Annotated in this window: 20 protein-coding genes; 15 read left to right on the forward strand and 5 right to left on the reverse strand. The window is 71.2% G+C overall.

The window, feature by feature from the left end:
• Nucleotides 1–45 precede the first annotated feature (45 nt).
• From KFLA_RS15905 to KFLA_RS15945, 9 genes are all read left to right on the forward strand, one after another.
• A complete protein-coding gene (locus KFLA_RS15905; protein ID WP_237706821.1) occupies nt 46–813 on the forward strand; it encodes a carbohydrate ABC transporter permease in 768 nt (255 codons plus the stop codon).
• Nucleotides 810–2,090, forward strand: coding sequence for an ABC transporter substrate-binding protein (locus KFLA_RS15910; protein ID WP_012920829.1), 1,281 nt, complete (start codon nt 810–812; stop codon nt 2,088–2,090). Before KFLA_RS15905 ends, KFLA_RS15910 begins: the two co-directional genes overlap by 4 nt.
• Nucleotides 2,087–3,094: an ABC transporter ATP-binding protein gene (locus KFLA_RS15915; protein ID WP_012920830.1), complete on the forward strand. Its 1,008-nt coding sequence runs from the start codon at nt 2,087–2,089 to the stop codon at nt 3,092–3,094. Before KFLA_RS15910 ends, KFLA_RS15915 begins: the two co-directional genes overlap by 4 nt.
• 74 nt (nt 3,095–3,168) lie before the next feature.
• Nucleotides 3,169–4,053, forward strand: coding sequence for a carbohydrate ABC transporter permease (locus KFLA_RS15920; protein ID WP_148256651.1), 885 nt, complete (start codon nt 3,169–3,171; stop codon nt 4,051–4,053).
• A gap of 85 nt (nt 4,054–4,138) precedes the next feature.
• Entirely contained in the window at nt 4,139–4,963 is an 825-nt protein-coding gene (locus KFLA_RS15925; protein WP_012920832.1) for an intradiol ring-cleavage dioxygenase, read from the forward strand.
• 35 nt (nt 4,964–4,998) lie between these two features.
• A complete protein-coding gene (locus KFLA_RS15930) occupies nt 4,999–6,156 on the forward strand; it encodes a M50 family metallopeptidase (protein ID WP_148256652.1) in 1,158 nt (385 codons plus the stop codon).
• A gap of 219 nt (nt 6,157–6,375) precedes the next feature.
• Nucleotides 6,376–7,317 (forward strand): tRNA (adenine-N1)-methyltransferase, encoded by a 942-nt coding sequence (locus KFLA_RS15935; RefSeq protein ID WP_012920834.1) that lies wholly within the window; start codon nt 6,376–6,378, stop codon nt 7,315–7,317.
• Between the two features lie 153 nt (nt 7,318–7,470).
• Nucleotides 7,471–9,213 (forward strand): proteasome ATPase, encoded by a 1,743-nt coding sequence (arc, locus tag KFLA_RS15940; RefSeq protein ID WP_041289347.1) that lies wholly within the window; start codon nt 7,471–7,473, stop codon nt 9,211–9,213.
• Between the two features lie 306 nt (nt 9,214–9,519).
• Nucleotides 9,520–9,879, forward strand: coding sequence for a hypothetical protein (locus KFLA_RS15945; protein ID WP_012920836.1), 360 nt, complete (start codon nt 9,520–9,522; stop codon nt 9,877–9,879).
• Nucleotides 9,880–10,002: 123 nt separating this feature from the next.
• Here the strand turns inward: KFLA_RS15945 and KFLA_RS15950 are convergent, their stop codons facing one another.
• The 5 genes from KFLA_RS15950 to KFLA_RS15970 all read right to left on the reverse strand — a co-directional run bounded on the left by KFLA_RS15950 (nt 10,003) and on the right by KFLA_RS15970 (nt 13,552).
• Entirely contained in the window at nt 10,003–10,980 is a 978-nt protein-coding gene (locus tag KFLA_RS15950) for a hypothetical protein (protein ID WP_012920837.1), read from the reverse strand.
• Nucleotides 10,977–11,603, reverse strand: coding sequence for an RNA polymerase sigma factor (locus KFLA_RS15955; RefSeq protein WP_148256653.1), 627 nt, complete (start codon nt 11,601–11,603; stop codon nt 10,977–10,979). Before KFLA_RS15955 ends, KFLA_RS15950 begins: the two co-directional genes overlap by 4 nt.
• A 70-nt stretch (nt 11,604–11,673) precedes the next feature.
• Nucleotides 11,674–12,417: a phosphotransferase gene (locus tag KFLA_RS15960; RefSeq protein ID WP_012920839.1), complete on the reverse strand. Its 744-nt coding sequence runs from the start codon at nt 12,415–12,417 to the stop codon at nt 11,674–11,676.
• A complete protein-coding gene (locus tag KFLA_RS15965; RefSeq protein ID WP_012920840.1) occupies nt 12,414–12,914 on the reverse strand; it encodes an NUDIX hydrolase in 501 nt (166 codons plus the stop codon). Before KFLA_RS15965 ends, KFLA_RS15960 begins: the two co-directional genes overlap by 4 nt.
• Before the next feature lie 11 nt (nt 12,915–12,925).
• A complete protein-coding gene (locus tag KFLA_RS15970) occupies nt 12,926–13,552 on the reverse strand; it encodes an SDR family NAD(P)-dependent oxidoreductase (RefSeq protein WP_012920841.1) in 627 nt (208 codons plus the stop codon).
• Between the two features lie 142 nt (nt 13,553–13,694).
• Here KFLA_RS15970 and dop point away from each other — a divergent pair, with 142 nt between their 5' ends.
• From dop to KFLA_RS16000, 6 genes are all read left to right on the forward strand, one after another.
• Nucleotides 13,695–15,215, forward strand: coding sequence for a depupylase/deamidase Dop (gene dop, locus KFLA_RS15975; protein ID WP_012920842.1), 1,521 nt, complete (start codon nt 13,695–13,697; stop codon nt 15,213–15,215).
• Nucleotides 15,216–15,284: 69 nt separating this feature from the next.
• Nucleotides 15,285–15,494 carry a ubiquitin-like protein Pup gene (locus tag KFLA_RS15980; RefSeq protein WP_012920843.1) on the forward strand — a complete coding sequence of 70 codons (210 nt, stop codon included), beginning with the start codon at nt 15,285–15,287 and terminating at the stop codon, nt 15,492–15,494.
• Between the two features lie 8 nt (nt 15,495–15,502).
• Nucleotides 15,503–16,342, forward strand: coding sequence for a proteasome subunit beta (prcB, locus tag KFLA_RS15985; protein WP_012920844.1), 840 nt, complete (start codon nt 15,503–15,505; stop codon nt 16,340–16,342).
• Between the two features lie 190 nt (nt 16,343–16,532).
• Nucleotides 16,533–17,384 (forward strand): proteasome subunit alpha, encoded by an 852-nt coding sequence (gene prcA / locus KFLA_RS15990; protein WP_012920845.1) that lies wholly within the window; start codon nt 16,533–16,535, stop codon nt 17,382–17,384.
• Nucleotides 17,381–17,992, forward strand: coding sequence for an NUDIX hydrolase (locus tag KFLA_RS15995; protein ID WP_012920846.1), 612 nt, complete (start codon nt 17,381–17,383; stop codon nt 17,990–17,992). Before prcA ends, KFLA_RS15995 begins: the two co-directional genes overlap by 4 nt.
• Before the next feature lie 100 nt (nt 17,993–18,092).
• Nucleotides 18,093–20,747, forward strand: coding sequence for a glycoside hydrolase family 84 protein (locus tag KFLA_RS16000; RefSeq protein ID WP_012920847.1), 2,655 nt, complete (start codon nt 18,093–18,095; stop codon nt 20,745–20,747).
• Nucleotides 20,748–20,829: the final 82 nt, after the last annotated feature.

Below are 20,829 nucleotides of genomic sequence, written 5' to 3' on the forward strand. Positions count from 1 at the left end.
CCGGCCCGACGGCCCGCCTTCTGGCGGACCCTCGGGCTGGTCGCCGTGTCCGCCGTCTTTCTCGCGCCGCTGGTGGTGATGGTGCTCGGCTCGCTGCAGCGGCCGCTGCAGCCTCCGCCGGACGGCCTGGACCTGTGGCCGAACCCGGCCGAGTGGTCGAACTACTCGACCGTGCCGCGGTTCATGCCGCTGGCCCGCCTGCTGCTGAACTCGCTGCTGCTCGTCGTGGTGGCCGTTCCGATCACCGTGGTCGTCACCTCGATGGCCGGGCTCGCGATCGTGATGGCGCGGGGCCGGCTGCGCCGTGCGCTGATCGGTCTCTCGGTCTTCATGCTGCTCGTGCCCGCCGCGGCGCTCTGGGTGCCGCGAGTGGTCCTGCTGCGCGCCGCCGGCCTCGCCGACACCCCGCTCACCGTCGCCCTGCTCGCGCTCGCCGGTACGACGCCGTTCTACGTGCTGCTGTTCGCGCTGGCTTGTTCACGCATCCCCGGAGCGCTGCTCGAAGCGGCGACGCTGGAGGGGCTGAGCCCGTACCGCGTGTGGCGGCAGGTGGCGCTCCCGCTGACCCGCCCGGCGGTGGTTGCGGTCGCGGCGCTGTCCGGGCTGTTCTACTGGTCCACGTTCATGGATCCGTTGACCCTCGTGTCGTCGCCCGCCAACTGGCCGGTGGCGCTGGGACTACGGAGCCTCAGCGAGATGGAGGCCGCTCTGTACCCGATCTACCTCGCCGCCGCGGTCGTGGTGACCGCGCCGGCCCTGGTCGCGTTCGCCGTCGGCCAGCGGTCCTTCTTCGCCTCGGTGGAGCGCCGGTGAAGGCCCGGCCCGCAGTACGCCGTCCGGTCGGCCTCGCCGTGCTGGTCTTGTCGGGGCTGCTGGCGATCACAGCTTGCTCCGGTGAGCCGGGAGCGGCCGGCGACCCGAGGCCGCCCGCGCGGATCACCGTCCAGGTCGGGGCCGATCCGGAGGAAGCGGCGGTCTACCGCAGCCTCGTCTCGGCGTACCAGGAGGCGGGTGGGGGTGAGGTCGACCTCGTCACGGTGGCCCGCGGTGATCACCTGACGCGGCTGTCCACCGCCTTCACGTCGGGCGCCGCGCCGGACGTGTTCCTGATCAACTATCGCGAGTACGCGCCCTTCGTGCAGCGAGGAGCGGTGGCGCCGGCCGGCCCGCTGCTGGAGCAGCAAGGACTGAAGACCGCCGACTACTACGAGCAGCCGCTGAAGGCGTTCAGCTACAACGGCGCTCTGCAGTGCATGCCGCAGAACATCTCGTCGCTGGTCGTCTACTGGAACCGGGCCCTGTTCCGGCAGGCGGGAGTCACCCCGCCGAAGGCCGGCTGGAGCTGGGCCGAGTTCGTGGCGACCGCCCGGGCGCTGACCAAGGGGTCCGTGAAGGGCGTCGGCATCGACCCGTCGATCACCCGGATGGCGCCGTTCATCTGGAGCAGCGGCGGCAGCATCGTCGACGACGACGCGGCGCCGACCCGGACCACACTGCACGAGCCCGGCGCCCGGGGCGCGCTACAGGCGGTCGTCGACCTGATCGGCACCGGTGCGACGCCGAGCAAGGAGCAGCTGGCCGCGCAGGACGTGGACGAGCAGTTCATGACCGGCAAGCTGGCGATGTTCCTCAGCTCCCGGGTCGAGGTGCCGGCCCTGCGCGAGCAGCGCGGTCTCGACTTCGACGTCGCCGGCCTGCCGGTGCTGGGCAAGCCCGCATCCGTGCTGCACTCCGACGCGTACTGCGTCGCGAGCAGCTCGAAGCACCAGGACGCCGCCGCCGACTTCATCGCGTACGCCGTCGGGCAGCAGGGCCAGACCATCACCGCGCTCGGCGGCCGGACCGTGCCGTCGCTGCGGTCGGTCGCGACGTCGTCCGCGTTCCTCAGTCCGTCCCGGCCGCCCGCGTCGTCGCAGGTGTTCCTCGACGCGATCCCGCAGCTGCGGCACACGCCGGTGACGCCGTCGTGGCCGGAGGTCGAGGACGTGATCGGGAACCAGCTCCAGCGGGCGTTCCTGGACGGCGTACCGCTGGACGAGGTGCTGGCCGCGATCCGGGCCCAGGCGGACCCGCTGCTGCGGCGCCGATGAGCCTGCGGGTCGAGTCCGCGCACAAGACGTTCCGGGCCCACTCCGGAGCTCGGGTCGTCGCCCTGGACGGCGTCGACGTGACCGCGGCGGACGACGAGCTCCTGGTGGTGGTGGGACCGTCGGGGTCGGGCAAGTCGACGCTGCTGCGCGCCGTCGCCGGGCTGGAGACCCTCGACGCCGGACGGGTCGTGATCGGCGACCGGGACGTCACCGGCGTACCGGCCGCTCGGCGCGACGTGGCGATGGTGTTCCAGGAGGGTGCCCTGTTCCCGCACCTCAGCGTCGCGGCGAACATCGGCATCGGCGAGCGCGCCCGGGGCGGCCGGCGCCGCGACGTCGACGTCCGGGTCCGCGAGGTGGCCGGTGCGCTCGGCGTCGAGCACCTGCTCCGGCGGATGCCGGGTGAGCTCAGCGGCGGCGAGCGGCAACGGGTCGCGCTGGCACGGGTGCTGGTCCGGGCGCCCGCGGTCTGCCTGCTCGACGAGCCCCTCGCTTCGGTCGACGCCGAGCTGCGGCTGCGGATGCGCGGCGAGATCCGCGCGGTGCAGCGGTCGCTCGGGGTACCGATGGTGCACGTGACCCACGACCAGTTCGAGGCGATGGCGATGGGGGACCGGGTCGCGGTGATGGACGGCGGCCGGGTGCTGCAGTGCGACCGGCCCGAGATGGTGTACGACCGGCCCGCCACGACGGCGGTGGCCCGGATCGTCGGCCCCCTGCCGATGAACCTGCTGCCCGCGGCCGTCGGAGTGGTCGTGGGAATCCGGCCCGAGCGGGTTCGGCTCCGGGTCGGCGAGGAGGACGAGGGCGGGGCCGGACGGATCGGCTCGGTGATCTCGGTCGAGCCTGCGGGGGAGGAGTGCCTGGTCCGGGTGCTGGCGGACGGGGAACTGCTTGCCCGGCTGCCGTGGCCGGCGGCGCCCAAGGTCGGCGAGCGGGTGTCCGTGGCCTGGCGCCCGGAGGACGAGCACCACTTCGACGCCGCCACCGGCCGCCGCCGATGACCGGGCGGTGGCGGTGAGCGGGCGGTGGCGGTGAGCGGACGGTGCCTGTCCGGGCGTTGCCGGGTGATCAGGCGGTGGACGTGAGGCGGCCGGGGGCGCGGTCCCCGCTCGCCGTTCCTTACCTGCTGGGGTCGCTCCTGCTCGTGCTGGCCCCGCTCGTCCTGGCCGGCGCGCTGGCGTTCACCGATTACTACGGCTTCCGTGCCCCGGAGTTCAGCGGCGTCCGGAACCTCGTCCGGCTGGCCGGCGACCGGCCGTTCTGGGACGCGGTCGGAGTCAGCGCACTCGTCGCCCTGGTCGTTGTGCCGCTCCGACTACTCCTGGCGGTCGGGGCGGCCCTTCTGCTGGCCCGACGCCGCGGCTCGCTGACCACGGTCGGCCGAGCCGCGGCGTACCTGCCGTCAGCCATCCCGGACGCTGCCTGGGCCCTGCTCTGGCTTTGGATCCTGAACCCGCTGTACGGGCCTTTGCCGGCCCTGCTCGGTGCCCTCGGAGTCCCCGACCCCGGCTTCCTCACCACCTCGTGGGGAGCGAGACTCGGGCTGGCCCTGGTGATGGCGTTCCAGGTCGGTGAGGCGTTCACCGTCGCCCTCGCCGCCCGCCTGGCGATCCCGCCCCAGCTGCACGAGGCGATCGAGGTGGAGGGTGGGTCCGCATGGTTCGCGCTGACCCGGGTGACGCTGCCGGTGATGGCCCCGATCCTCGTCGTGCTCGCCGTCCGGGACGTGGTGGTCGTCGTGCAGAACGCGTTCGTGCCCGCCCTGCTGGTGACCGGCGGAGGCCCGGCCAACGCGACCCTCACCGCGCCGCTGCTGATCTACCGCCGGGCCTTCGAGTACGGCGAACTGGGCTACGCGAGCACGCTGTCCCTCACCCTGCTGGTGCTCACCGGCCTGGCCGCCGCGCTGCCGCTGTGGATCGCCGCCCGCCTGGCCACCCGGCAACGAGGCCGGCGGTAGGGCTGTCACCCGGCTCCCAGCGGTCTTTCGGCGAACCATCGGGTTCGGTCGGCACAGTGGTAGCAACAACCTGAGGAGTACGCCGATGACACCGCCGCACGAGCACGACCTGGGCCTGGTCCACGACCTCGGCACACTGCGCCGCCGCAACGTCCTGCGCCTGCTGGCCGGTGCCGGTCTGGCCGCCGTGGCCGGCTGTGCCACCGACGACACCCCGAGCAGCACCCCGTCCGCCACCACCGGTACGCCGACGCAGAGTCCGGGCTCCACCGCGTCGGCCGGGTGTGTCGAGAAGATCTCCGAGGAGACCGCCGGCCCGTTCCCTGGTGACGGCACCAACGGCCCGAACGTGCTGACGGAGTCCGGCATCGTCCGCAGCGACCTGACCAGGTCGTTCGGATCCGCGTCCGGCGTCGCCGAGGGAGTCCCGCTGACGGTCGAGCTCGTCGTCCAGGACGCGACGAAGTGCAGCCCGCTCCAGGGCGCCGCCGTCTACGTGTGGCACTGCGACGCGCAGGGCCGCTACTCGCTCTACTCCGAGGGAGCGGAGAACGAGAACTACCTGCGCGGCGTGCAGGCGGCCGACGCGAACGGCAAGGTCACCTTCACCACGGTCTTCCCAGCGGCGTACCAGGGCCGCTGGCCGCACCTCCACTTCGAGGTCTACGCGTCGCTGTCCGAGGCGACCGCCGCGGGCAAGATCAGCGCGACGTCCCAGCTGGCCCTGCCGACCGATGCCTGCGAGGCCGTCTACGCCACCAGCGGCTACGACGGCAGCGCGCGGAACCTGTCCGGTACGTCGTTGCGGGACGACAACGTGTTCGGCGAGGACGAGGGCGTCAGCCAGCTCGCGACGGTCACCGGAAGCGTCCAGGACGGCTACCGGGCACGTCTCACCGTGGGCGTGTAGCCCAGTGTTACCACCCGACCAGTAGCGTTACCCCGATGTCAGAGCCGCGTGAACCTCACAACCCCGCCCAGTCGGCCGGCCCACCACCGCCCGGTACCTGGGTTCTCGGCCGTGTCCGCGGGATCCAGCTGACGATGCGCTTCACCTGGTTGCCGGTGGCGATCCTGCTGGCGCTCGGCTTCTCGGCGATCATCGGGCAGCAGTTTCCGTACCTGGCGGGTGGCTGGCGCTACGTCGCGGCCTTCGCCTTCGTGGTCGCCTTCACCCTGTCGGTGCTGCTGCACGAGCTCGCGCACGCGCTGATGGCACTGCGGTTCAAGATCTCCGTCACCGAGATCAACCTCGGCTTCTTCGCGGCCGGCACGCACATCGAGGGCGAGCGCAAGTCGCCGCTGGAGGAGTTCGCCATCTCGGTGATCGGCCCGATCGCCTCGCTGCTGGTCGGCGGCGCGGCGTACCTGGGGTCGCGGGCGCTCGACGAGGGCGTCGCGTACGTCGTGGTCGTGCAGCTCGCCGTGGCGAACCTGATCGTCGGCGTCACCAACTTGCTGCCCGGCCTGCCGCTGGACGGCGGCTGGGTGCTGCGGGCCTTCGTCTGGAAGCTGACCGGCAACATGCACACCGGCACGATCGCCGCGGCCTGGGCCGGCCGGGTGATCGCGATCGCGGTACTGGCCGCGCCGGTGATCCTGGAGGAGGTCTTCGGCCGGAACCCGACGCTGATCGACTTCGTGGTCGCGCTCGCGGTCGGCTTCTTCCTCTGGATGGGGTCCACCGCCTCGCTGATGCAGGCCCGGCTGAAGCGCAAGCTGCCGGCCCTCCAGGTCCGCGCGCTCGCCCGCCGCGCGATCGCCGTGCACGCCGGCACCCCGGTCTCCGAGGCGGTCCGCCGGGCAGCGGAGGCGCAGGCCGGCGCGGTCGTCGTGATCGACGGCGACGGCAAGCCGCACGCGCTGGTCAAGGAGGCGGCCGTCACCGCCGTCGCCCCGAACCAGCGGCCCTGGACCACCGTCGGCGAGGTCGCCACCCGGATCAGCGCCGGCCACATCATCGGCGTCAACGACACCGGCGAGGAGATCCTCGGCACCCTGCGCAAGAACCCCGCCTCGGAGTACCTGGTGCTGGACACCCACGGCCAGGTGTACGGCGTCCTGGCCACCGCCGACGTCGAGCAGGCCTTCCGCAGCCGCTGACCCCCGCCCCCGACAACCCCGCCCCCGTGTGCGGGGATATCCCGCCAATTTGTGGGTTCTCCCGCAGGATACGAGCGGGTAGACCCACAAGTTGGCGGGTTATCCCCCGAAAAGGTGGAGGGTGGGGGACGTCGCGTACGCCGTACGGGGCGCATCGGCGGGAGCCGGCGTACCCAGGGTGACGGGTGGCGGTGCGGCGCGAAGTAGGGTGAGCGCCTTATGTCTGACGTTCGTGAGTTTCCTGACGTGGCGTTCTCCGGGGTCCACCACGGGCCGTTGCAGCCGGGGGAGTGGATCACCCTGTCCGACTCCAAGGGCCGCCGGCACTCGGTCTTCCTGGAGCGCGGCAAGATCTTCCACACCACCAAGGGCGGGATCGCGCACGACGAGCTGATCGACGGCCCGGACGCGGTCACGATCCGGTCCAAGGGCGGCGTCGAGTACCTCGCCCTGCGCCCGTTGATGGCCGACTACTCGGTCTCGATGCCGCGCGGCGCGCAGGTGATCTATCCCAAGGACACCGCCCAGATCGTGACGATGGCCGACATCTTCCCCGGCGCGAAGGTGGTCGAGGCCGGCGCCGGGTCCGGCGCGCTGACCACCGCGCTGCTGCGGGCGGTCGGCATCCACGGCCAGGTCATCTCGTTCGAGCGGCGGGAGGACTTCGCCGAGGTGGCGCGCAAGAACGTCACCGGCTTCTTCGGCGGCGAGCACCCGGCCTGGCGGCTCGAGGTCGGCGACCTGGTCGAGAAGCTGGCCGAGACCGAGGTGGACCGGGTCGTGCTGGACATGCTGGCGCCCTGGGAGTGCGTGGACGCCGTCGCGGCCGCCCTGGCCCCGGGCGGGGTGTTCTGCGCGTACGTCGCCACCACGACCCAGCTGAGCCGTTTCGTGGAGACGCTGCGGGCGCACGGCGAGTTCACCGAGCCGCGCGCCTGGGAGTCCCTGGTGCGGGACTGGCACGTCGAGGGACTGGCCGTCCGGCCGGGCCACCGGATGCAGGGCCACACCGCGTTCCTGGTCACCGCACGGCGGATGGCGCCCGGCGTCAAGGCGCCGCTGAAGAAGCGCCGGCCGGCCCCTGGGGCGTACGGCGACGACTACTCCGGACCTCGCCGAGCCGACGCCCCGGCGCCCGAATCTGCGCAGGACACGCCCTGACGTCGTGCCGATCCGGCCGGACCGTGCTCTATTGAGCCGAACAGGCTCGACCAGGCAACGGTTTCATCCGCAACCGACACGTGATGGGATTCGGCTTGCCCGGCGAGGTTTTCTGGGTAAGGTCCATAGGGTCGAGCCCCACATGGTGAGGTGATGATCGTGGCTGGAGACGAGAGTCCTACCGCGGCAGAGCTGCGCAACCAGGTCCGTTACCTGGAGGCCGAGGTCGCAGCGTTGCGGCGTCGGTTGCTGGAGCACCCGGCTGACGGCCGGTCGCTCGAGAGCAGGCTGTCCGAAACCCAGGCGTCCTTGGCGAGCGTGACCGCGCAGAACGAGCGGTTGGCGGAAACGCTGCGCGAGGCCCGAGAGAAGATCATCGCCCTGAAGGAGGAGGTCGACCGGCTGGCGCAACCGCCGTCCGGGTTCGGGACCTTCCTCGGCCGCAACGACGACGACACGCTGGACGTGTTCACCGGAGGCCGCAAGCTCCGGGTCGCGGCGAGCCCCTCGGTTGACCTGGACGCGCTCAAGCTCGGCCAGGAACTGATGCTGAACGAGGCGCTGAACGTGGTCGAGGCCTGCGACTTCGAGGTCGTCGGCGACGTGGTGATGCTGAAGGAGCTGCTGGCCGACGGCGAGCGGGCACTGGTGATCGCGCAGGCCGACGAGGAACGCGTCGTCCGGCTCGCCTCCCCGCTGCTCGACCAGGCGCTGCGGGCCGGCGACTCCCTGCTGCTGGAGCCCCGCTCCGGCTATGTCTACGAGAAGATCCCCAAGTCCGAGGTCGAGGAGCTGGTGCTCGAAGAGGTCCCGGACATCGACTACACCCAGATCGGTGGCCTGTTCGGCCAGATCGAGCAGATCCGCGACGCGGTCGAGATGCCGTACCTGCACAAGGACCTGTTCCTCGAGCACGAGCTGAAGCCGCCGAAGGGCGTGCTGCTGTACGGCCCGCCGGGCTGCGGCAAGACGCTGATCGCGAAGGCGGTGGCGAACTCGCTGGCCAAGAAGGTGGCCGAGAAGACCGGTGTCGAGGGCAGGTCGTTCTTCCTCAACATCAAGGGTCCCGAGCTGCTGAACAAGTACGTCGGGGAGACAGAGCGGCACATCCGGCTGGTCTTCCAGCGGGCCCGCGAGAAGGCGTCCGAGGGCATGCCGGTGATCGTGTTCTTCGACGAGATGGACTCGCTGTTCCGCACCCGTGGTTCCGGGGTGTCCTCCGACGTGGAGAACACCATCGTGCCGCAGCTGCTGAGCGAGATCGACGGCGTCGAGGGCCTGGAGAACGTCATCGTGATCGGCGCCTCCAACCGCGAGGACATGATCGACCCGGCGATCCTGCGGCCGGGCCGGCTGGACGTGAAGATCAAGATCGAGCGGCCGGACGCCGAGGCGGCCCGCGACATCTTCTCGAAGTACCTGACCACCACCCTGCCGCTGCACGCCGACGACGTGAACGAGTTCGGCGGCGACCGGCGCGAGTGCGTGAACGGGATGATCCAGCGCACCGTCGAGCGGATGTACACCGAGGCCGACGAGAACCGGTTCCTCGAGGTCACCTACGCCAACGGCGACAAGGAGGTCCTGTACTTCAAGGACTTCAACTCCGGCGCGATGATCCAGAACATCGTCGACCGGGCCAAGAAGATGGCGATCAAGGCGTTCCTGGACGACAACCAGAAGGGCCTGCGGGTGCAGCACCTGCTGCAGGCCTGCGTGGACGAGTTCAAGGAGAACGAGGACCTGCCGAACACCACCAACCCGGACGACTGGGCCCGGATCTCCGGCAAGAAGGGCGAGCGGATCGTCTACATCCGTACGCTCATCTCCGGCAAGCAGGGCACCGAGCCGGGCCGCTCCATCGACACGGCCACCAACACGGGTCAGTACCTGTAACCCCCGGGTCACCGCAGCCGCCCCGGACCTCACGGTCCGGGGCGGCTGTCGTCCTGCGGCGGGTCCGGCGGACCCGAGGCGGGCCGGTCGTGCAGCCCGGCTGCCCTGTCCGCCGGCCGTCCCGCTCGGGCCGCCTGTCTGTCGGCACCGCGTCCGCCGGCCGTGCCGCGCGGGCCGCCTGTCTGTCGGCACCGCGTCCGCCGGCTACTCGAGCCTGTTGGCGAGCCGCGGCCGCCGGGTGGATGTGGTGGGTGGGCCGGGGTTTCCCCTGATGACGGTGGGGGTGGGCTCCCGTACCGTCCAGGTATGGCGACGGACGAGATGCGCAAGGACCTGCGGGCCGCCGTGGCGGCGCGGCAGGAGCTGGGGGCGGAGTACGAACCCGAGATCATCGACGGGTTCCTGGAGAAGCTCGACGCGCGCGCCGCCGCCCGGTACGGGCAGCAGGGTCAGCCGCTGCCCGAACCGGCCCACCCGCAGCCGCCGGCCGGCAAGCCGGACAACGACCCGGGCGGTCTGGCCCTGGCGATCGTGTCCGTGGTCGCCGGCATCCCGATCACCGCGATCGCGGCCAACATGGAAGGCACGATCGCGGTGATCATCTGCTGGGGCGGCCTGGTCGGCGTCAACCTGGCCCGCGCCGCCGCCCGCTTCGTCGGCCGCTGAGCGACCGGCCGCCGAGCGACCCAGGCGCTGCGGCTCGGCCGCTGGGCGACCTAGGCGCTGCGCCCCGGCCGCTGAGTCACCTGGGCGCTGCGCCCCGGCCGCTGAGCGACCCAGACGCTGCGCTCAGGGCCGGACCGGTACCTGGTTGCCGTCGGCGTCGAAGGCGCGGATCTGCTGCTGCACGCCGTTGGACTGCGTGTCCGGGTCGTACTCGCCCGCCGGGATGATCGCGGTGCTGTGCGTGTAGGCGAAGCCGCCGGCGACGGCGCCCTTCGTCCACTGGCCGTGACCACCCCTCCAGGTCGCACGGGACTCGATCCGCGCGATCTCCGGCCGGGCCCGGAACAGCGTCTGGAAGCTCGCGAAGGACGGCTTGTCGTCGCCCGCGCCACCGACGCTGCCCGTGTCTGCGAGCGTGACGACGCCGTTGGCCCGGGTGGGCTGCTCGGACCAGGCGGTGTCCCGCACGGCCGCGCTCATACCGGCGGGGAAGCAGGCGAACAGGCCCTGCCCGTAGGTGCCGCCGGGCTGGCCCGGCGTGCTCTTCGTCAGCACGACGACGCCGCTGGGTGGGGTGCGGATGCCGGGAACCGCGACTTTGCGGCTCCACAGTGGCTCGACCTTCTTGGCGCCCGGGACCTTGCACCGCTTGGCCACGGCCGCGGTCTCCGCGGCGCCGGCCGGACCCAGGTCGACCTCGGCGAGCCACGGTGCGGAAGCAGTCGCCGACGAAGTCGGCGTGCGGGGCGTCGTCGGCTGCTGCGACGGCGTCGCGGGCGCACTGACACTCGCCGAGGGCCCGGCTGCCGGGGCCCCGTCAGTTCCTGGCCGGCCGTTGCTGACCACGACGGTCCCGGCTGCGACGGCCGCGACTGCTCCGACGGCCAGCGCGGGAGCCAGCCAGCGCCGGCCGCCCGCCCTGCCGTGCGTGGCCGGCGTACCGGACGTCGCCTCGCCGGACAGTGGGTGGCTGCCGGTGCCACGGGCGAGCCGGCCCGTGGGATCCGAGGCGGAAGCCTGGTCGAGAACTTGGTGCCGCAACCGGGCGCGGCGGGCCGGGGTCAGCGGGGGGACGGCCGGTGGGTCGAGCTGGGGGTTCATGACAACTCCTCGGACAGGGCGACGCGGGACAGCAGGTCGGGGAAACGGCGGCGGGTACGGTGCAGGCGGGCCTTGACGGTGCCTTCGGCCACGCCGAGCGCGGCAGCGGTCTCGGCGAGAGTGAGGCCGGACCAGACGACGAGCTCGAGCGTCTCGCGTTCGTGCCGGGGCAGCTTGGCCACGGCCCGGCGGACCGCCGACATCCGGCGCTCGTCGTCGAGCCGGCGGGCCACGTCGGCGGCAGGATCGCGCTCGGCCGCCGGTGCGGGCAGCCGGTCCACCATCGCGCGGAAACGCCGGCCGGCGCGTTGCAGCGTCCGGCACTCGTTCCCGGCGACGACCAGCAGCCAGCCGCGGGCGCTCGGCACGGTCAACGGTCCGGGTGGGTCGCGGCGGAACCGCCGCCAGGTGTTCAGGAACGTCGCCTGGACGACGTCCTCGGCCACGCTCCACGACGCCGTGCGCCGGAACGCGAACGCGTGCACGTCGTCGGCGTACCGGTCGAACAGCACGCCGAGCGCCTGGTGGTCGCCGTCGCGCAACCGGTCCCACAACCGGGCGTCGGACTCGTTCGCCGCACCGGGTGGGCCGGCTGCCCCGGAGGTCGTCGATTCGCTTGCCATCGAGGTCCCCGTCCCGTCGGTCAGGATGATCTTCACACCAGCTAATGACCGTCCCGCGCCGAAAGGTTGCCTAGAGGCGGGAGAGAATTCCGGCCCGGCCGCTCGCCACGTCGTTCGGCAGGTCCAGCAGCAACCCGCGGTGTGCCTCGTACCAGGGACCCAGTTTGTGCCAGTCGCGGGCCCGCTCGCGCAGCTCGGTGCTCACTGCGTAGGTCTCGGCCACTCCCTCGGCGATTCCGGCCGGCGCGTCGTGCAGCAGCCAGGACAGGTCGACAGCGGGATCACCGATCTCCGCGTCGGTCCAGTCGATCACCCCGGTGATGCGGCCGTCGCGGACGAGCAGGTGTTCCGGGCCGAGGTCGCAGTGGACGAGCGCGGTCCGGGGGCCTCCGACACGGTCGAGCAGCTCGCTCGCCGCCGACCGGGCTTCCACCGGCAGCAACGGCACCACTCGCTCGCGGCACTCAGCCAGGAACCGCCGCTTGGCCGACTCAGCTGTCTCCGCGTCCCCGGCGCCATGCTGGACCGCTTCAGCCGGGTCCACCCCGTGCAGTGCCCTCAGGAACTCGCCGAGCTGGCGGCCGAGCGCGGTACTGCCCTCCGTCAGCGGCTCACCGACCAGCAGACGATGCCGTACGCCGTACTGGGTCTGCTCCGGGATCGGGACCGGCAAGGGCAGCTTCGGGGCGAGCCAGGGGAGTAGCCGGGTCTCAGCCAGCAGCCGGGGGTGTACCTCTGCGCGACGGGGCTCGCGGTGCAACCAGTTGCCTTCCAGCCAGGCCCGCGAGTCCCAACCGTTGTCGGTGATCGTCATGCCAGGCTGCGGACGTACGGGCCGAGCAGGGCGGTCGTGTCAGGCACGAACGGCCACTCCGGGTCGTCCAGCCGGGCGATGAGTTCGCCGACGGTCAGCCACGTGCCCCAGTCGATCTCCTCCGGCTGATGCTGGACGGGGCCGTCCCAGCTGCAGGCGTAGAGATAGGCGTGGTAGTTGGTCAGGTCGTCCGCGTAGTCGCCTTCGGGCAGCTTCTCCAGCTCGACGCCGCTGATCCCGAGCTCCTCGGCCAGCTCCCGCACCACGGCGTCGTACGGATCCTCGCCGGCTGCGATCACTCCACCGGCCATGAAGTCGTACCGCGCCGGATAGACGTCCTTGGTCGGCGTACGCCGGTGCACGTAGATCTCACCGGCCGAGTTCCGCACCAGGACGCCGGTCGCCGCGTGCCGCAGGTTGTCCCGCCGCATGACCGACCGCGGCACCGACCCGCAGACCAAGTTGTCGGAGTCCAGGAGCGCCACGAGTTCTTCCATGCCCCGCAGTCTCACACGATGCCGGTGTGATGCACCTCGAATTTCCACTCGTCCTGCGGCTGCCGGTGCAGGGTCCAGTAGTGCTCGGCGATGTCGTCCGGGTCGAACGCCGTACCGGGCGCCACCTGGCCGTGCACTGTCACTGTGGCCGCGTGCAGGCCGTCCGCGCCGTACGTCTGGTCCAGCAGGCTCACCAGCGCCCTGACCCCGGCTTTGCCGAGCGAGAGGCTCACGTAGTCCGGCTTGGTCTCCGGCATCCCGCCGGTGATCAGGAAGGAGCCGCCACCGTTCGCGACCATGGCAGGAGCAACATGCGCTGCCGCCGTCATCGCCCCGCCCACGTTGACCGCCCAGGCCTCCTGGTGCTCGCGCAGCGACAGCTCGCCGATCCGGTCCGAGGCGATCTTGGCAGCGTTGTAGACGAGGACGTCCGGTGTCCCCAGCTCGGCGACCGCCTTGTCCAACGCCGTCCGGAGCGCCGTCTCGTCAGTGCTGTCGGCCGCCAGGGTCAGGTCGGCCCAGTCCGCGTCAGGTCGCCGCCGCGCGATCAACGCGACCGGTAGTCCCTCCCGCGCGAACCTCCGGCCCACCGCCCGGCCGATCCCCGGCCCGGCTCCGATCACCACCACACCCGGCATGTCTCCTCCTTGGTCCGCCTTGCGGTACGTCACGAGCACGGTAAGTCCTCACACCGGTGTCAAGGTCAAGCGCGCGGCCGGGCACGCTCCGGATCCGCGGCAGACACGGCTTTCGTGGGTGTGACCGCGTAGGCTCGTTCGCATGAGTGTTCGGCGGATCATGGGGACCGAGACCGAGTTCGGCATCTCGGTGCCGGGCCAGCCCGGGGCCAACCCGATGCTGACCTCGAGCCAGGTGGTGAACGGCTACGCCCAGACGCAGCCGCTCGCGCGCAAGACGCGGTGGGACTTCGACGAGGAGCACCCGCTGCGGGACGCGCGCGGCTTCGACCTGAGCCGGGAGGTGGCCGACTCCAGCCAGCTCACCGACGAGGAGACCGGCCTGGCCAACGTCATCCTCACCAACGGCGCCCGGCTGTACGTCGACCACGCCCACCCGGAGTACTCCGCGCCCGAGTGCACCAACCCGCGCGACGTGGTGGTGTGGGACAAGGCCGGCGAGCTGGTGATCATGGAGGGCGCCCGGCAGGCCCGCCAGATCCCGGGCGCGCCGCCGCTGAACCTGTACAAGAACAACACCGACAACAAGGGCGCGTCCTACGGCTCGCACGAGAACTACCTGATGCGCCGGTCCACCCCGTTCGCGTCGATCGTGCGGCACCTGACCCCCTTCTTCGTCAGCCGTCAGGTGGTCACCGGCGCCGGCCGGGTCGGGATCGGTCAGGACGGCGGCTCGCACGGCTTCCAGATCAGCCAGCGGGCCGACTTCTTCGAGGTCGAGGTCGGCCTGGAGACCACGCTGAAGCGGCCGATCATCAACACCCGCGACGAGCCGCATGCGAACCCCGACCGCTACCGCCGCCTGCACGTGATCATCGGCGACGCGAACCTGTCCGAGATCTCCACCTACCTCAAGGTCGGCACCACCTCGCTGGTGCTGTCGATGATCGAGGACGGCTGGCTGACCGACGACCTGAGCGTCGACCGCCCCGTCACCGCGCTGCACGAGGTCAGCCACGACCCGACCTGCACGCACCTGATGACGCTCAAGGACGGCCGCAAGCTGACCGCCGTCCAGCTCCAGACGGAGTACCTGGAGCAGGCCCGCAAGTACGTGGAGGACAAGTACGGCGACGACGCGGACCGGCAGACCAAGGACGTGCTGCGCCGCTGGGAGCAGGTGCTCGACCAGCTCGCCACCGACCCGATGAAGCTGGCCGACCAGCTGGACTGGGTCGCCAAGCTGAAGCTGTTGCAGTCCTACCGCGACCGGGACAACCTCGCCTGGGACGACTCCAAGCTGGCCCTGGTCGACCTGCAGTACGCCGACCTGCGCCCGGACAAGGGCCTGTACTTCAAACTCGTCAAGGCCGGCCGGATGCAGCGCCTGGTCACCGACGAGGAGATCCGGATGGCCGTCTCGCACCCGCCGACCGACACCCGCGCCTACTTCCGCGGCCGCTGCATGCAGCAGTACGCCGGCCAGGTCGCCGCCGCGTCCTGGGACTCGGTGATCTTCGACCTGCCCGGCCGTGAGTCGCTCCAGCGCATCCCCACCCTGGACCCGCTGCGCGGCACCAAAGCCCATGTCGGAGCGCTTCTGGACCAGTGCGACACCGCGAGTGACCTGGTTCGCACCATTACTGGGGGCGCCGCCGGGTAGGGTCGCACTAGAAGCAACGAAAGGGGCGGTTGGGCGTCTCTTTCAGTGCGGTTCTAGGAGGTGTGTGCCATGGCGAAGGACGGCGGGCAGCAGCACAAGCAGCCCAAGCGTTCGACCACCGAGGAAGAGGTCGAGCAGGTCGAGGCGTCGGAGAACGTCGCCGAGCGCAAGGAGCGGCTCGACGAGGACGTCGACTCGATTCTCGACGAGATCGACGAGGTGCTCGAGGAGAACGCGGAGGAGTTCGTCCGCGGCTTCGTGCAAAAGGGTGGGGAGTGAACCGCTAGATGACATTCGATGCCTCCGGCCGCTTGCCGGAAGCCTTCCTGACCCCAGGTGGCTCGTCGTTCATGGACTTCCTGGCCGGGCACGCGCCCGACCTGCTGCCCGGACGGCGGTCCCTGGGGACAGGTGACCTGTCCAAAGACGTTCCGCACGGCACCACGATCGTCGCGGCCACCTTCGACGGCGGCGTCGTGATGGCCGGCGACCGGCGCGCGACGATGGGCAACATCATCGCCCAGCGCGACATCGAGAAGGTCTTTCCCGCCGACGAGTACTCGTGCGTCGGGATCGCCGGCTCGGCCGGGCTCGCGATCGAGATGGTCCGGCTGTTCCAGGTCGAGCTGGAGCACTACGAGAAGCTCGAGGGCACCACGCTCAGCCTGGACGGCAAGGCCAACCGGCTCAGCGCGCTGATCCGCGGCAACCTGGCGATGGCGATGCAGGGCCTGGCCGTGGTGCCGCTGTTCGCCGGCTACGACCACGACATCTCCGGCGGCCGGATCTTCTCCTACGACCCGACCGGTGGACGCTATGAGGAGCAGGCCTTCCACAGCGTCGGCTCCGGCTCGCTGTTCGCCCGCGGCTCGCTGAAGAAGCTCTACCGCGAAAGCATGTCGGCGGCCGAGTGCGTGACGGCGACCATCCAGGCGCTGTACGACGCGGCCGACGACGACTCCGCGACCGGTGGACCGGACATGGCCCGGCGGATCTTCCCGGTGATCGGGGTGGTCACCGCGGACGGCTACCAGCGGATGCCCGAGGCGGAGGTCGGCGAGATCGTCGACTCCGTGGTCGGCGCCCGGCTGCAGCGTCCCGACGGCCCCGCTGCCCCGCTGTCCTGAGTGTATGGGGTGTCTGGTGATTCCCCGCCTACTGCGCGGCACCCGGCACGGCATCTCGGCGCACGGGAGCCAAGGGCACGATGCTCCGCATCGCCACCCTCGTCTCCCGCACGCCGAGCTACCGCACCGGGCACCTGCTCGCTACGGCGCGGAATCACCAGGCACCCCAGCCGACGAGTAGAGGATCACGATGAGCACTCCGTTCTACGTCTCGCCCGAGCAGCTGATGCGGGACCGGGCCGACTTCGCCCGCAAGGGCATCGCCAAGGGCCGCAGCGCGATCGCCCTGCAGTACGCCGACGGCATCCTGTTCGTCGCGGAGAACCGGTCGCCCGCGCTGCACAAGGTGGCCGAGATCTACGACCGGATGGCCTTCGCGGCCGTCGGGCGGTACAACGAGTTCGAGAACCTGCGGATCGCCGGGGTCCGGCTGGCCGACATGCGCGGCTACTCCTACGACCGCCGCGACGTCACCGGCCGCGCGCTGGCCAACGCGTACGCGCAGACGCTCGGCGCGATCTTCTCCTCCGGCGGCGAGAAGCCGCTGGAGGTGGAGATCCTGGTCGCCGAGGTCGGGACGACGGCTGCGGACGACCAGATCTACCGGCTCACCTACGACGGCTCCATCGCCGACGTGCGCGGCTACGCCGTGATGGGTGGCCCGGCCGAGCAGGTGGCCGACTACGTGGGCGAGCACTACCAGGAGGGCATCTCGCTGGCCGGCGCGCTGCGGCTCGCGGTCGATGCCCTCGGCCACGACTCCTCCGAGGTGCGCCAGCTGGAGCCGGACCAGATCGAGGTCGCGGTGCTGGACCGGACCCGCACCCAGGTGCGCAAGTTCAAGCGCATCTCGGACCAGACGCTGGCCCGGATCCTGTCCGAGTCCCGGCCGGACACGGCGCCGTCGCCGGAGTCCTCGGCGCACACCGAGGAGACCGAGACCGTCGACGGCGGCTCGTACGAGAGCGCCGCGGGCACGAGCGCGGCCGACGACGCGCCGATCGCCCCGCCGGAAGACCCGGACGACAACCGGCCGCTGTGACCTCGCACGACTCGGCCTCGTCTGCCGCCGGAACGTCTCCGGCGGCGGACCGCGTTGGCGACCCGCAGCCGTGGGAGTTGCTGGCGGAGAAGACCGTGTACGACGGCTTCCTCACCGTCAACCTGCGGCGTTACCGCCTGCCCGACGGCCGCGAGGCCGACTGGGACGTGTTCGGTCCGCAGCAGTCCAGCGGGGTCGCCGGCGGCATCACGGTGCTGCCGCTGACCCCGGACGGCCGCGTCCTCACGATCCGGTTGTTCCGGGCGGGTCCCGACCGAGTGGTCACCAATCTCCCCGGCGGGATCATCGATCCCGGCGAGGACCCGGCCGCGGCCGGGCAGCGGGAGCTGGAGGAGGAGACCGGCTACACCTGCGGCTCGATCGAGGTGGTCGGCTGGTTCTGGTCGGCCGCGTCCTCGACGTACCGCAAGTACGTCGCGATCGCCCGCGACTGCCGGCCCGACGGTCGCCAGTCGCTCGACGAGTTCGAGGACTGCGTCCCGGTGGAGCTCACCCTCGCCGACTTCCGTGCCGAGTTGCGCACGCCCGGCGCGATGACCGGCACCGACGCCGCCTACCTGGCCCTCGACCACGCCGGCCTGCTGTGACCCCTGATTGACTGAATCTGGTCACCGCGAGCACTTGACGAACATTCGCGCGCATTGAGTGACTAGGAGCGGACTTTCCTTCCGCCCCGAGGAGTCGTTGATGCGCCGGTTCGTGATCGCCGCTGTGACCAGTCTTGCCGTCGTCGTCCCAGCCGCCGTCGTGGCTCCAGCGGCCGCCGCGGCGACCAAGGAGCTGAGCCGTGTGACGCCCCAGCCTCAGCAGGTCAGTCCTCGCCAGGACGGGTTCGGTCTCGGCCGGACCGTCGGACTGGTCCGGGGCGCGCAGGCCGACCCGGACGCCGAACGGGTCGTGCGATCCACCCTCGAGCGTGCCGGAGTCCGCACCGTGCGGGCGACCGACGGCAACGACCCCGGCACAGCGGTGACCGTCTGGCTCGGCGGTGGAGATCGTGCTCTCGACCAGCTGGAGGTCGCGTCGCCCTCCGGACTTCCCACCGAGGGCTACGTGCTGGCTGCCGGCACCAGCGGCCGCCGCCACCACGTCGTCCTGGCCGGCGTCGACACCGACGGCACGTACTACGCGGCGCAGACCTTCGCGCAACTGGTCCGCGGCGAGCGGCTGCCGGGCGTCGAGATCCGCGATTGGCCGACGATGCGTTACCGCGGCTCGATCGAGGGTTTCTACGGGACCCCCTGGTCGCACGCCGACCGGCTCGACCATCTCGACTACCTCGGCGCGCACCGGATGAACACCTACGAGTACGCCCCGAAGGACGACCCGTACCACCGGGAGCAGTGGCGCGACCCGTACCCGGCCGAGAAGCTGGCCCAGCTCGGGGAACTGGTCGACCGAGCCCGGCGCAGCAAGGTCGACTTCACCTTCGCCCTCTCGCCCGGACTCTCGGTCTGCTACACCTCCGACGCCGACTACCAGGCGCTGATCGCGAAGTTCGAGGCGTTGTACGGGCTGGGCGCGCGGGCCTTCAACGTGCCGCTGGACGACATCGACTACAACACCTGGCACTGCGCGGCGGACCGCGAGAAGTACGGCACCGGCGGCGGTGCGGCCGGCCGGGCCCAGAGCGACCTGCTGAACCGGGTCCAGCGGGAGTGGATCGTGACGAAGCCGGACGTGGCGCCGCTGCAGCTGGTGCCGACGGAGTACTACAACGTCACCGAGACGCCGTACAAGAAGGCGTTGCGGGAGCAGCTGGACCGGGCGGTCGTCGTGCACTGGACCGGGATCGGCGTGATTCCGAAGACCATCACCAGCGCGGAGGCGGCGCAGGCGAAGGCGGTGTTCGGCCACGACATCCTGATCTGGGACAACTACCCGGTCAACGACTACTTGGCCGGCCGGATTCCGCTCGCCGACTACAGCGGCCGTGAACCGGGCATCGCCGACCAGGTCGTCGGTGTCATCTCCAACCCGATGAACCAGGCCGCCGTCAGCAAGGTCGCGCTGTACTCCTTCGCCGAGCTCGGCTGGAACCCAGCGGCGTACGACGAGCAGGACTCGTGGCGGCGGGCGCTCGCCGAACGCGCCGGGGGTGACCGCCGGACGCTCGACGCGCTCCGGGTGTTCGCCGATCTGAACACGAACGACACGACCTTGCACCCGGAGACGGCGCCGGAGCTGGCGGCTCAGGTGGCGGCGTTCTGGACGGCCTGGGAGGCGGGCAACGAGCAGGCGGCGCTGACCGCGATCCGGCCGGCCTTCCGCGCGGTGCGCGAGGTGCCGGCAACGATCCGTGCCGGCGTGGTGGACCCGGCGTTCAGCGTGGAGGCGAAGGCCTGGCTGGACGCGACCGAAGTGTGGGGACGCGCGTTGCTGGAGTCGGTGCGGCTGCTGGAAGCAGTGAGCAACGGCGAAGGTGCCGCCGCGTGGGCCCGGCGGCAGCAGATCGACCGGCTGGTGACGCAGGCCAAGGCGATCCGCGACGTGCGCGCGCCACACTCCAGCACCTACCCGCGGATCGGTGAGGGCGTCGTCGACACGTTCGTCAGTCGCGCGGGCCTGCTGCACGACCAGTGGATGGGCCTCGAACCTCGCCGAACCGCTTCGGCCACTATCCCGACGTACGCCGAGCACGTCCCGGCGCGCATGGTCGACGGCAAGGACTCGACCTACTACTGGAGCAACCGGGCGCCGCAGGCCGGTGACGAGATCCGCGTCGACCTCGGCTCCGTGCGCGCGATCGGTGACATCGCGGTGCTGATGGGCAAGGCGGGCAGCCCGAACGACTACCTGCACTCGGGCGCGCTCGAGTGGAGCGCCGACGGGACGAGCTGGACCGAACTGACGCGCGCGACGACGGCCGAGGTGCGGGCGACCGCACCGGCCGGGACGAAGGCGCGGTACGTCCGGTACCGCGCGCTCGCGGACAACCCGTCGTTCTGGCTGGTCGTCCGCGAGTTCACGGTCCAGGTCACCGACGGGTCCGAACTGGTGCTGACGGCAACGAGCACGTCGCCCGGAGACCCGTCCGCCGTGGTCGACGGCGACGTCGGTACGGCGTACACCGCCGCGCCGCCGGCCGTCGGCGACCTGCTGACCATCACCGCCTCGGCGCCCACCGCGGTGGACCGCGTCACCGTGCTGCAGCGGGAGGGAGCGGTCGGTCGCGGCCGGCTGCAGGTGCTCACCTCCGCCGGCTGGCAGGACGCCGGAGCCGTCAACGGCGCCTACACCGCGATCGGTATCGGCGCGACTGTCGAGGCCGTGCGGATTCGCTGGGCCGAGGGCACGGCCGGGCCGCAGGTCGCCGAACTGGTACTGCGTCGCGCGGGATGATCCGCTCCACCGATCGCCGGATCATGCAGCCGGCTCGGGCCGGAAGGTAGAGCTGGCTGTACCCCGAAGTCGGGTTCTGGCT

Source organism: Kribbella flavida DSM 17836, assembly GCF_000024345.1.
Classification (GTDB): domain Bacteria; phylum Actinomycetota; class Actinomycetes; order Propionibacteriales; family Kribbellaceae; genus Kribbella; species Kribbella flavida.